This is a genomic window from Acidimicrobiia bacterium (assembly GCA_035948415.1).
In the GTDB taxonomy this organism is placed as follows: domain Bacteria; phylum Actinomycetota; class Acidimicrobiia; order IMCC26256; family PALSA-555; genus PALSA-555.
In genome coordinates, this window is the sequence record DASZJD010000075.1 from 1 (window position 1) to 12,206 (window position 12,206).

General features: G+C 72.6%; 12 protein-coding genes. 7 read left to right on the top strand and 5 right to left on the bottom strand.

What is annotated here, in order from left to right:
* The 3 genes from VG869_10510 to VG869_10520 all read left to right on the top strand — a co-directional run.
* Positions 1–1,221: glycosyltransferase (locus VG869_10510; protein ID HEV3451628.1), on the top strand; the 1,221-nt coding region annotated here is incomplete at its 5' end.
* 193 nt (positions 1,222–1,414) lie between these two features.
* On the top strand, positions 1,415–2,536 hold the full coding sequence (locus VG869_10515; GenBank protein ID HEV3451629.1) for a Wzz/FepE/Etk N-terminal domain-containing protein: 1,122 nt from the start codon (positions 1,415–1,417) through the stop codon (positions 2,534–2,536).
* Positions 2,537–2,641: 105 nt separating this feature from the next.
* Complete coding sequence (locus VG869_10520; protein ID HEV3451630.1) at positions 2,642–4,003, top strand: O-antigen ligase family protein; 1,362 nt, start codon at positions 2,642–2,644, stop codon at positions 4,001–4,003.
* A 176-nt stretch (positions 4,004–4,179) separates the two neighbouring features.
* Here the strand turns inward: VG869_10520 and VG869_10525 are convergent, their stop codons facing one another.
* Entirely contained in the window at positions 4,180–5,439 is a 1,260-nt protein-coding gene (locus tag VG869_10525; GenBank protein ID HEV3451631.1) for a TrpB-like pyridoxal phosphate-dependent enzyme, read from the bottom strand.
* Complete coding sequence (gene trpC, locus VG869_10530; GenBank protein ID HEV3451632.1) at positions 5,436–6,236, bottom strand: indole-3-glycerol phosphate synthase TrpC; 801 nt, start codon at positions 6,234–6,236, stop codon at positions 5,436–5,438. The genes VG869_10525 and trpC overlap by 4 nt, the downstream gene beginning before the upstream one ends.
* A gap of 29 nt (positions 6,237–6,265) precedes the next feature.
* On the opposite strand from trpC, the gene VG869_10535 reads away from it, so the two are divergent.
* From VG869_10535 to VG869_10545, 3 genes are all read left to right on the top strand, one after another.
* On the top strand, positions 6,266–7,441 hold the full coding sequence (locus tag VG869_10535) for a glycoside hydrolase family 1 protein (protein ID HEV3451633.1): 1,176 nt from the start codon (positions 6,266–6,268) through the stop codon (positions 7,439–7,441).
* Between the two features lie 64 nt (positions 7,442–7,505).
* A complete protein-coding gene (locus VG869_10540; GenBank protein HEV3451634.1) occupies positions 7,506–8,201 on the top strand; it encodes a response regulator transcription factor in 696 nt (231 codons plus the stop codon).
* Positions 8,198–9,652 carry a HAMP domain-containing sensor histidine kinase gene (locus tag VG869_10545; protein HEV3451635.1) on the top strand — a complete coding sequence of 485 codons (1,455 nt, stop codon included), beginning with the start codon at positions 8,198–8,200 and terminating at the stop codon, positions 9,650–9,652. The genes VG869_10540 and VG869_10545 overlap by 4 nt, the downstream gene beginning before the upstream one ends.
* A 17-nt stretch (positions 9,653–9,669) precedes the next feature.
* On the opposite strand, the gene VG869_10550 is transcribed toward VG869_10545, so the two are convergent.
* Positions 9,670–10,416, bottom strand: a complete 747-nt coding sequence (locus VG869_10550; protein HEV3451636.1) for a GntR family transcriptional regulator — start codon at positions 10,414–10,416, stop codon at positions 9,670–9,672.
* Between the two features lie 59 nt (positions 10,417–10,475).
* Here VG869_10550 and VG869_10555 point away from each other — a divergent pair, with 59 nt between their 5' ends.
* Positions 10,476–11,762, top strand: coding sequence for an amidohydrolase family protein (locus tag VG869_10555; protein HEV3451637.1), 1,287 nt, complete (start codon positions 10,476–10,478; stop codon positions 11,760–11,762).
* Positions 11,763–11,790: 28 nt separating this feature from the next.
* Here the strand turns inward: VG869_10555 and VG869_10560 are convergent, their stop codons facing one another.
* Complete coding sequence (locus VG869_10560; protein HEV3451638.1) at positions 11,791–12,030, bottom strand: hypothetical protein; 240 nt, start codon at positions 12,028–12,030, stop codon at positions 11,791–11,793.
* Positions 12,027–12,206, bottom strand: a 180-nt coding sequence (locus VG869_10565) for a hypothetical protein (GenBank protein HEV3451639.1), incomplete at its 5' end; no start/stop codon positions are given. The genes VG869_10560 and VG869_10565, both read right to left, overlap by 4 nt.

Consider the following 12,206-nt stretch of genomic DNA (forward strand, 5'->3'; position numbering starts at 1 on the left):
GTCGCCGCGGCCTATCCCGCCATCTCACACACGTTCATCCAGCGAGAGGTGCGGGCGCTGCGGGCCTTGGGCACCACCGTGGATGTCTTCTCGATTCACCGAGCACGAAACACCGAGCTGCTCTCAGCGGCAGACCGGGAAGAAGCAGCCTCGACGTCCTCGATCCTCCCGGTTCCGCTGAGCGACCTCCTCCGGGCGCACGGCCGCGCGTTCCTCCGGTTCCCGCGCGCCTATCTCGCGACGCTCCGCTACGCCATCTCGCAGGCCCCGCGTGGCGCCCGGGCTCGGCTCTGGCAGGTCTTCTACTTCGGGGAGGCCATGGTGCTGTGGGACCGGTGCCGAGCCCGAAACCTCCGACACCTCCACGCGCACATGGCCAACGTCGCCACCGATGTGGCGTGGCTCGCGGCGCGCTTCGGCGCCAGAACCGACAAGCGGCGTCCCTGGCACTGGAGCTTCACCATGCACGGCTGCCACGAGTTCTGGGAAGTCGACCGGTTCAACCTGAGACGCAAGGTGGCGGCAGCCGACCTCGTGATTTGCATCAGCGACTTCACCCGCGCCCAGCTCATGGCCCACAGCGAGCCGCAGCACTGGTCCAAGCTGCACGTGGTGCACTGTGGCGTCGAGCTCGACCGCTACCGACCTCGCCCGTCAGGCTCGCCGACGGGCGCTCCCGCCCAGATCCTCGCGGTGGGGCGACTCTCGGAGGAGAAGGGCCACCTGCTGCTCCTCGCCGCCGTCGCCGAGCTGCGGCGACGTGGCCTGTCCGCTCGTCTCTGCCTCGTCGGTGATGGTCCGCTCCGCGGTGAGCTGGAGCGCGAAGCCCGGAGGCTCGGCATCGAAGACATCGTGACCTTCACCGGCGCGGTGGGCCAAGACGAGATGCCCGAGATGTTCGGCGGTGCTGACATCTTCTGTCAGACCAGCTTCGCCGAGGGGATACCAGTCGTCCTCATGGAGGCGATGGCGGCGGGGCTGCCGGTCGTCAGCACGCTGGTCGGCGGAATACCGGAACTCGTTGTGCACGAGCGCGCGGGACTGCTCGTGCCCGCCGGCCGGGCCGATCTCATGGCCGACGCCCTCGCCCGGCTGGTCGCCTCCGGCGACCTGCGGGTCCGCATGGGCCGCGAGGGGCGGGCCATCGTCGAGCAGCAGTTCGAAGTGACGGCCTGCGCCGAGCGCGTCGCCGACCGCTTCGCGCTCGTGGGCACACCATGAAGCCGTTCGGTGCCGACCGTCGCGACGGTCACCCGGCAATGGACCGGAGCGGAGCCGCGCGCGTCCCGCCCGGCGCGGAATGCCCGGCTGGATGGGCTAATTTCTTGGCCATGTCGCCGAACTCGGTCGTGGCCCCGACGCGCGCAAGGAAGTGGTGACGATGGACCAGCGGCGTGGGGAAGACGAGCTCAGCGTGCGGCAGTTGCTCACTCCCGAAGAGAAGCGTGAGGCGGTCAACCTGATCGAGTCTGGTCGTTCGCTCACCGCGGTGTCCCAAAAGTTTGACGTGCCCGAGAGCGTCCTCCGTGGGTTGGCTCGGGAGACGCGCAACCGCAGCCGACGAGGCGATGGCGCGAGGGCCGAGGTCGAGCTGACCGAGGACGGACCCGTCGAGACGGCCCCGCCGGCGCGACGTCAACCCGAGCGGATCGTGTTCGTTCCCCAGCGCGCGGCCGCCAACTTTGCTCGGCGGGTGTCGGTCGCCCTGGTCGAGCGAGGACGACGCCCGTACGTCTCACCGGGCCGCTCCGCGCTCAACCACTGGCGCCTGGTCGCCGCCGTCGTCGCGGCCGCGGTCCTCGCCGCCCTGACCCTCGGTGTCGTCCGGAAGCCCGCGTACACGGCCGACGCGAAGCTGGTGGTCGGCAAGACGGTCCAGTTGAACAACCTGGCGGCCATCCCCGGTCTCGCCGCCGCCGGCCAACAGATCGCCTCGGACTACAGCCGCCTCATCTCGACCGCGATCGTGACGCGCGAGGTCGCCAAGAGGTTCCACGGGTCGCTGGGCGGCAGCCTGTCGGCCTCGCCGATCCCCCAGTCGCCCGTCATCGACGTGCAGGCGAAGGCCCAGTCGAGCGCGCACGCCGTCGCGCTCGCCAACGCGGGTTCCGCGGCCCTGGTTGACGCCGTCAACCAGCTCAATGAGCAGCAGTCGAAGACGACGGCCAACCTCCTGCAGGAGTACGAGCAGATCGACTCGGTCCTGCTGAACGACAGTCGCACCCTTGCGTCGTTGCAGGCGCAACAGACAGCCAGTCCGACCGACACCCGCATCGCCCAAGAAGTGGTCAACGCGCAGACCGTCGTCGACAGCGACAAGGTTCAGCTGAACGCGATCGCGAGCGCCTACGCCGACACCTTCTCGCCGAGCAAGCTGAACGAGCAGCTCGTGCAGCCGGTCGGGCCGGCGGGGGCGACCGGGAACGACCGCACGACCTTCCTCGAGATCGCGGTGATCGCGGCTCTCGTCGGGGGGTCCGTCATCGCGTGTGGGGCCGCGGTGTTCGTGGACCTGCGCCGGCGCAACCGAGCGTGACCGACCCGTGCTGACCACCGGCTGCGCCCACGCGCCCGCCCGTCTCCACGAGCGGGCTCCGAGATCAGTCCCGGCCCGGGCCGGCTGAGTCGGCCGTCGGCACCGTTGTCCCTGTCCGAGCCGCCGGACGTCGAGCGCACCCCCCTCCCGACGGTGCTGCTCAGCCTCAGCATCGTCGCCGAGGTCTTCTCGGGGAACTGGAAGTACATCCACGTGCCGCTCGGCGGCGACCGAATCCTGTTCGGTCTCGGCGTGGTGTGCCTGGTCCTGGGCGGCACCGCGGCCGTGGCGAAACGCAAGCTCCGTCCCCGGCCGATCCACGGGCTGCTCCTCGTCACGGCCGTCTACGCCCTCGGGTCTGCGATTGCCGCGCACACGATCACCCACTCGACCGGGCAGTTCGCCCTGCTCGATCGGCTGGGCTTCATCCCCTTCCTCATGTTCTGCCTGGCCCCCCTCGTGTTCGGGCAGGCCAAGCAGCGGAACTACCTCCTCGCCGCGCTCGTCGTCATCGGGGGCTACCTCGGCATAACCGCGCTCCTCGAGGGCGTCGGACTCGCCAACCTCACCCTCCCCACGTACATCCGAAATCCGAACCTCGGCATTCACTTCGGCCGGGCTCGAGGACCGTTCCTCGAGAGCGCGGCCGATGGCTTGTCGATGTACATGTGCGCCGTCGCCGCCGCCGTGGGGCTGAAGGTCTGGTCCTCGCGAGGCGCCCGCTGGGCGTGCGGCGCGGTCATCCTGCTCTGCGGACTCGGCATCGTGTTCACGCTCACGCGGGCGGTGTGGATCGCGGCCGTCGTGGGGACGCTGGTCGCGCTCCTCATCTCGCCGCGGACCCGCAGCCTCATCGCGCCGGCCGTGATCCTCGGAGCGCTCGCCCTCCTCGCCGTGCTGTTCCTCGTGCCCGGGCTCAGCACGAAGGTGCAGGGCCGGACCCAAGACCAGCAGCCGGTCTGGGATCGCTACAACACGAACGCCGCCGCGATCCGAATGGTCGAAGCGAAGCCCGTGTTCGGCTTCGGGTGGCAGACGTTCGTCACCAAGGGTTTGCCCTACATCCGGCAGTCGAGCAGCTATCCGCTCACGGGCGTCGGCATCGAGGTGCACAACGTCTTCCTCTCGCACGCCGCCGAGCTCGGCCTCACCGGATCCGCCCTCTGGACGCTCGCCTTGCTCAGCGCCGTCGGCGGCGCCATCCTGCGCAGAGGCCCGCCCGAGCTCGCTCCCTGGCGCGTCGGCCTCGTCGCCATCTTCGTCGCCTTCCTCGTCGTCGCCAACCTCGGTCCGCTCAGCTATCCGTTCCCCAACGTCCTGCTCTGGACGTGGGCCGGCCTCGCCGGCGCCAACCACTTCCTCGTCCCGCGGGGGGCGGAGGAAGAGCCCGAGGGTGACGCACGCGACGAGGCCGACGTCACGTCGGTCGAGCCCCGCCGCCAGGCGATCGCCTGGTCCCTGTCCTGATCCGGGGACCCGCCACGAATCCCGTCGCGCGGGGTCCGGCTCGCGGCTGGTGCCGGACCGACCGGTGGTGCGGAGCGGCCGGCGGCCTCAGACCACGACCCGGGCGGGTTGGTAGCGGATCGCCGGGCTGCTGACGGTCCCGCTGCGTCCCGCCGGTGATCCCGGCTGGACCGTCGTCACGCGTCGACCAGGCGCCCCCGGCGGTAGTCGTCGTAGGCGGACAGGTCGAGCAGTCCGTGACCGGAGAAGTTGAAGAGGAGGACGCGCTCCTCGTCGGCGTCCCGGGCCGCGAGAGCCTCGTCGAGCACGGCCCGAATCACGTGGCCGGTCTCGGGTGCGGGGAGCTTGCCCTCGGTGTTGGCGAACTGCACCGCGGCCTCGAACGTGGCGCGCTGGGGGTAGGCGACCGCCTCGATCCGCCCGGCTCGGACCAGGTTCGAGATGATCGGCGCGTCGCCGTGGTACCGGAGGCCGCCGGCGTGGATCGGGGGCGGGACGAAGTCGTGGCCGAGCGTGTACATCGGCAGCAGGGGCGTCAGACCGGCGCTGTCACCGAAGTCGTAGTCGAAGCGGCCTTCCGTGAGCGTCGGGCAGGAGGACGGCTCGGCGGCCACGATGCGCACGCGCTCGTCGGGCACGAACGGGAGCGCGATCCCACCGAGGTTCGAGCCGCCCCCGCAGCAGCCGAGCACGACGTCGGGGCCGGTCTCGCCGGCTCGGTCCAGCTGCTCCTTGGCCTCGAGCCCGATGACGGTCTGGTGGAGCAGGACGTGGTTCAGCACCGACCCCAGCGAGTAGTGGCTGTCGTCCCGGCCGGCGGCGTCCCGGACCGCGTCCGTGATCGCCAGGCCGAGCGAGCCCGGGTGCTCGGGCTGGTCGACGGGCGAGGGGATCACCTCGCTCCCCCAGGTCTCCATGAGCACCGTGCGGTAGGGCTTCTGCTCGTAGGAGGCCCGCACCATGTACACGGTGCAGTCGAGCCCGAACTGGGTGCACGCGAAGGCGAGCGCGGTGCCCCACTGGCCGGCGCCGGTCTCGGTGGTGAGCCGCGTGACACCCTCGGCCTGGTTGTAGAAGGCCTGCGGAACGGCCGTGTTCGGCTTGTGCGACCCCGCCGGAGACCCGGACTCGTCCTTGAAGTAGATGCGAGCCGGGGTGCCGAGCGCCCGCTCGAGGCGCTCGGCCCGGACGAGCGGCGTCGGCCGCCACAGCGAGAGGATGTCGAGGACCGGCCCCGGGATGTCGATCCAGGGGTCGCTCGACACCTCCTGGGCGATGAGGCCCATCGGGAACAGCGGGGCCAGGTCATCGGGTCCGACCGGCGCTCGGGTCGCCGGGTGCAGCGGCGGGTCGAGCGGGGTCGGCAAGACCGGCAGCACGTTGAACCAGGCCGTCGGCATCTCGTGCGGCTCGAGCGTGACGCGCCGGGTGGTCAGTGGGCCCTCCGGGGCAGGGCGGCGAGCGCCGCGACGAACGGGGACGGGTCCGGGGACCGAGCCAGCGCCTCGCCCACGAGGACGGCGTCGAAGCCGACATTGGCCATGCGCGCCGCGTCGTCCACGGTCCGGATGGCGCTCTCAGCGACCGCGACGACCGCGGGCGGGACCCGCGCCGCCAGCCGCTCCGCCACGCCGAGGTCCTCGTCGAAGGTGCCGAGGTCACGCGCGTTCACGCCCACGATCCGGGCGTCTACGCCGAGGGCGACGTCGAGCTCGGCCTCGTCGTGGGTCTCGACGAGCGCGGCGAGGCCCAGCTCGCCGGCCAGCTCGTGGAGGTCGCGGAGCCGCCCGCGGTCGGGGACGGCGGCGACGATGAGCAGCACGGCGTCGGCGCCGATGGCCCGCGTCTCGTAGAGCTGGTCCTCGTCGATGACGAAGTCCTTGCGCAGCGCCGGCGTGTCCGGGGCGGCGGCGCGGGCCCGGCGCAGGTCGTCGACGCTGCCGCCGAAGAACAGCTGGTCGGTCAGCACCGAGAGGGCCGCCGCCCCCGCGCACGCGTACATGGCGGCGACCGCGGACGGGTCGAGGTCCGGCGCGAGGTCCCCCTTCGACGGGGACCGTCGCTTCAGCTCGGCGATGACGGCCAGGGTGTCGTCACGTCGTAGGGCGCCGGTGAAGTCGCGTGGCGGCGGCGCCGCGAGCGCGGCGGCGTAGATCGCGTCGCGCGTCGGTGGTTGGTGGAGCAGGGTCACCTCGTCGCGCTTGGCCGCCAGGATCTCGTCGAGCACGCCCATTGCAGCCCGAGTGTGCCAGGATCCCCGCCGTGACGGCCACGAACTTCCCGGAGGGCTTCCTGTGGGGCACGGCGACCGCCGCGCACCAGGTGGAGGGCGGCAACTGGAACAACGACTGGTGGGCCTGGGAGCACGCCGAGTCCACACCGTGCGAGGAGCCGTCCGGTGACGCGTGCGACCATCTCTGGCGTTACCCGGCGGACATCCAGCTGCTCGCCGAGCTGGGGTTCGGCGCCTACCGGTTCTCGCTCGAGTGGTCCCGGATCGAGCCCGAGTACGGGGAGTTCTCGACCGCCAACCTCGACCACTACCGACGGATGATCGCGGCCTGCCGCGATCTCGACGTCCTGCCGGTCGTCACGTTCCACCACTTCACGACGCCGCGCTGGGTGGTCGCCGAGGGCGGCTGGGAGAACCCCGCGACCGCCGACCGGTTCGCGTCGTTCTGCGAGCGGGCCGTCGGCCACTTCGGTGAGGAGCTCGGCCTGGCCTGCACCCTGAACGAGCCGAACATCGTGTCTCTGATGGGCTGGCTCATGGGCATGTTCCCCCCCGGCCGCACGGACGCCTTCGACGCCTACCTGCGCGTGACCGACCACCTGCAGGCCGCGCACCGCAAGGCCTACGACGCGCTGAAGGCCGGCCCGGGCGACTTCCCGGTGGGGCTCACGCTGTCGATGGCCGACTGGGCCGCCGAGCCGGGCGCGGAGGACCTCATCGCGACGTACCGCGCCGCCCACGAGGACACCTACCTCGAGGCCGCTCGCGGCGACGACTTCGTCGGCGTCCAGGCCTACAGCCGCACCCGCGTGGGACCGGAGGGGGTCGTGGGCCCGGAGCCCGGGGTCGAGCGGCTCCCGATGGGCTACGAGTACTGGCCGCAGGCGGCCGAGGGCGCGATCCGCCACGCGGTCGAGGTGGCGCGCACGCCCGTCTACGTCACCGAGAACGGGATCGGCACCGACGACGACGAGCTGCGCATCCGGTACGTGCGGGACTCGCTGGCCGGCGTGGCCCGCACGATCGAGGACGGGCTCGACGTGCGGGGCTTCTTCTACTGGTCCCTGCTCGACAACTTCGAGTGGACCTTCGGCTACCGGATGCGGTTCGGCCTGGTCGCGGTCGACCGGGCCACGCAGGCCCGCGTCGTGAAGCCGAGCGGTCGCTGGCTCGCCGACGTGGTCCGCGCCAACCGCATCGACTGATCACCGTCCCGTAACCGTCCCCTGACGGGGACGGTCGACGCTCACGGGGAGCACGGCGGCCAGAATGGGCAGCGTGGAGAAGGGAACGATCGTCGTCGTCGACGACGAGGACAACATCGCCGACCTGGTGGGCCTCTACCTGGAGCGGGAGGGCTTCCGGGTGCTGAAGGCCGCCACCGGCGACGCCGGGCTGGCGGCGTTCCGCGACCATCGGCCCCGCCTCGTGGTGCTCGACGTGGGCCTGCCCGACGTGGACGGGCTCGAGGTCTGCAAGCGGATCCGCCAGACGTCCCGGGTGCCGATCATCTTCCTGACCGCCCGCGACGGCGAGGTCGACCGCGTCCTCGGGCTCGAGCTCGGCGCCGACGACTACCTCACGAAGCCGTTCTCGCCCGCCGAGCTCGTCGCCCGGGTCAAGGCGGTCCTGCGCCGCACCGACGGCGCACCCGCCCCCGAGGTCGTCCAGGCGGGCCGGGTGGCGATCGACGGCGGCCGCCGCGAGGTGCGCGTCGACGACCAGCCGGTGGAGCTCACCACGAAGGAGTTCGACCTCTTGAAGTTCCTCGCCGAGCGGCCCGGGCTCGCCCTGTCCCGCCAGCAGATCCTCGACGGCGTCTGGGGCTACGACTGGTTCGGTGACGCACGCACCGTCGACGTCCACATCGCGCAGGTGCGCAAGAAGCTCGGCGACGCCGTGACCATCGACACCGTGCGCGGCGTCGGGTACCGCCTCGAGTCCTCCCGCGCCGCTGGTCGATGAGGCTCGCCGCCGGCCCGGGCGAGCGGCCGCGGCGGCGCCTCCGCACCCGGCTGCTGCTCGCGATGGTGGCGGTGGCGTTCGGGGTGCTCGTGCTCGCGGTGGTCGGCGCCGGCGCCATCGCCCGCTCGACGGCATCGGACGCCGCGGTGAAGAGCCTGAAGCGCGAGGCCCCGACGGTGGCGAGCGAGATCGACCAGCTCGGCCGCCAGTTCCGCCGCACCCCGCGCAACACCGCCGCCAACCGGGTCTGCGAGGGAATCGCCGGGGTCCTGCGCGTCTCGGGCACCAGCGTCGTCGTCGTGACCGCCAACGGGACCCTCGAGGAGGGCGTGGCCCCGCTGCTCGGCAGCTCGTGCGCCAACCGCGCCAACGTGCAGCTCCCGCGCGACCTGCACCCGAGCGACCTCAACGTCGACCTGCTCCTCGTCGGCCAGCAGCAGTCGGGCGTCGTGGGCGGGACGGCCTTCGTCGCCGACCCGCTGCCCCCGGTCGGGACGATCACGCCCGTCGTGGTGCTCACCCAGGGCGTGCAGACCCAGCCCCTCGGACGCGCCGGCGGCTACTTCCTCCTCACCGGCGCCGTGGCGCTCATCGCAGCCGGCCTGGTCTCGGCCTACCTGGCCCGGCGGCTGACGAAGCCGATCGCGGCCATGCGCGACACCGCGCAGCGGATCGCCGGCGGCGACCTCTCGGCTCGTGTCGGCGTGCACGAGGGCCCGGACGACGAGCTCCAGAGCCTGGCCCGGAGCCTCGACGCCATGGCGACCGAGCTCGAGACGGCGCGGGGGCACGAGCGGGCCTTCCTGCTGTCGGTGTCCCACGACCTGCGGACGCCGCTCACGTCGATCCGCGGCTACGCCGAGGCGATCAAGGACGGCATGGTCGAGGACCCGGTCGAGCGCGCCCGCGCCGGGTCCATCATCGCCGCCGAGGCGCGGCGGCTCGAGCGGCTCGTCGCCGACCTGCTCGACCTGGCCCGCCTCGACGCCCATCAGTTCTCGCTGAACCCCCGCCCGGTCGACGCCCGCGGCGTCGTCGACGACGCCGTGGCCGGGTTCGTCCCCTCGGCGCGGGACTGGGGCCTGCGCCTCGAGGTCGTCCGGGGCACGCCCGCCCCCGCCGACCTGGACCCGGAGCGACTGGCGCAGATCACCGCCAACCTGGTCGAGAACGCCCTGAAGTACGCGCGCAGCGCCGTGCGCGTCGATCTCGACCGTCGCGACGGGCGGGTGGAGCTGCACGTCGACGACGACGGCCCGGGCATCCCGACCGCCGACCGTGACCGCGTCTTCGAGCGCCTCTACACGGCGCGAGAGACCCCCGGCCGCAAGGTCGGGACCGGGATCGGCCTCGCCATCGTGCACGAGCTGGCCGGCGCGATGGGCGGCGCGGCGCGGTGCGAGCCGCTCGACGGGGGCGGGACCCGCTTCACGGTGACGATCCCGGCCTGAACGTCCGCCGCGCCGGGTCAGGTGCGGGCGTCGACGCGGGCGAAGAGCCCGCGGGCCTCAAAGAGGCGCACGACCTGCTCCCCGAGCCGGCGCAGCATCCGGTGGTACCCCTCGGCCGCCTGGGCGCCGTCGTGGCGTTGCACGGCTCGGGCGATGGCGGCGAGCCCGCGGCGCTCGACGGCGACCGCGTCGGGCACGAGGGCGAAGAAGTCGCCGGGGACGAGGCCCGGCATCGCCTGCAGGACGACCCGGATCCGCGGCGACGCGGCCGCGTCGACGATGGCGGCGTGGAAGGCGACCGCCTGGCGCCCGAGGGCGCGGGTGTCGTCGGTGGCCGCGAACTGCCGGGCCAGCTCGGCGAGGCGGTCCCCGAGCCCGTCCGCGCCGCGGTCGAGCGCACGCGTGGCCGCGAACCCGTAGACGAGGCCGAAGAGCTCGTAGTGGTCCCGGACGGCCTGGGCGTCGAGCGCGCTCACGAACGCGCCCCGGTGCAGCTCGATCGTGACCCAGCCCTCGCGCTCGAGGGCGATGAGCGCCTCGCGCACGGGGATGCGGCTGATGCCGAGCGCCTCGGCCACCTGGTCCTGGGGGACTCGCGCGCCCGGCCTCAGGGTCCCGTCGAAGATCGCCCGCCGGATGTAGCGGGCCGCCTCGTCGCCGCTGCTGCGGCGGGCGATCGGCTCGGCCGCGGCGTCGCTCCTCAGCGCGGGCTCAGGGCGGGGGCCGGCGGGGCGGGGCCGTACGGCGCCGTCCCCTCGAGTCACCGCGAGAATATATCGTATACGATCGCGCCGTCGGCGGCCCGGCGAGGTGCGGAGGGATCGTGCACGCGGACGACCTGGTGCTGATCTCGGTCGACGACCACATCTGCGAGCCGGCCGACATGTTCGATGCCCACGTCCCGTCCCGCTACCGAGCCCGGGCGCCGAGGGTCGTCGACGAGCCGGACGGCTCGCAGCAGTGGTACTACGGCGAGGTCCGGGGCCGGAACCTGGGGTTGAACGCGGTGGCCGGCAAGCCGCCCGAGATGTTCAACGTGAACCCGTCCCGCTACGAGGACATGCGTCCGGGCTGCTACGACGCCGACGCGCGCGTGCGCGACATGAGCGCGGGCGGTCAGCTGGCCGGGCTCAACTTCCCGAACTGGCCCGGCTTCGCGGGCCAGGTGCTGAACCTCGGGCCGGACCGGGACGTCAACCTGGTGATGATCCGCGCCTACAACGACTGGCACGTCGACGAGTGGTGCGGCGCCCACCCTGACCGCTTCATCCCGTGCGGGATCCTGCCGCTCTTCGACGCCGTCGAGGCCGCCACCGAGGTGCGCCGGCTGGCGGCGAAGGGCTGTCACGCGGTGACGTTCTCCGAGAACCCGGTCGGGATGGGGATGCCGAGCATCCACACCGACGCCTGGGATCCGCTCTTCGCCGCCTGCAGCGACGAGGGGACGGTGCTGTGCTGCCACGTCGGCTCGTCGTCGAAGGCCGCGTCGACGGCGCCCGACGCGCCGCCCCCGGTGCCGATGAACCTGTCGTCGGTCATGGCCATCTACACCCTCGGCGACCTGCTCTGGGCCGAGTTCTGGCATCGGTTCCCCGACCTGCGCTTCGCGCTGACCGAGGGGGACATCGGGTGGATCCCCTACTTCCTGCAGCGCGCCGAGCACACCCTCGATCGGCACAACGCGTGGATGGGCCACGACCTCCCGCAGGGGCAGCGACCGAGCGAGGTGTTCCGCGAGCGCATCCTGTGCTGCTTCATCAACGACCGCGTCGGCATCAAGCTGCTCGACGAGTTCAACGTCGACAACGTGTGCTGGGAGTCCGACTACCCGCACTCGGACAGCAGCTGGCCCCGGGCGCCGGAGCACGCCGCCGCGCTCCTCGAGGGGCTCGACCCGGCCGTGGTCGCCAAGATCACGCACGAGAACGCGATGCGGCACTACCAGTTCGCCCCGTTCCGCACCCGCCCCCGCGAGCGCTCGACGGTGGCGGCCCTGCGGGCCGAGGCCGCCGACGTCGACACCGTCACCCACGTGGGGCGTCACGCCGACGCCCGCGACGTCACCGCCTGGCGGCAGATGACGGGCGCCGCCGCTCGCGCCGACCGCTGACCGGCGGTCAGCCCGGTCGGCCGGGGTCTCAGCGGCGCGTCGCCCGCCGACCGGCGGCGAGGTACCAGGCCGTCGCGACGACGAGCCAGGTGGCGTTGACGGTCACCGCCGTGGCGTCACGCTTCAGCGCCCAGCCCGTCACGATGGCCGCGACCGCGACCTCGTGGGCGACGAACCAGGCCGTGCGACGCTGGCGGACCACCGGGAGCCAGCGGACGAGCACGCCGATCGAGGTCGGGTAGCCGACCGCGAAGAGCGCCGTCGTCACAGCGCCACGAGCGACGCCGCTCGCTCCTCGCCGTCCCACCGCACGATCGCCGCCGCCGGCGGCTCGACCTCGCGACGGACCATGGCCAGGCCGACGACGCGCTCCTCGCCCGGGACCGCGGCCGCGCTCGTGACCGCCCCCCGGTCGCGACCGTCCACCACGACGGTGGCGCCCCG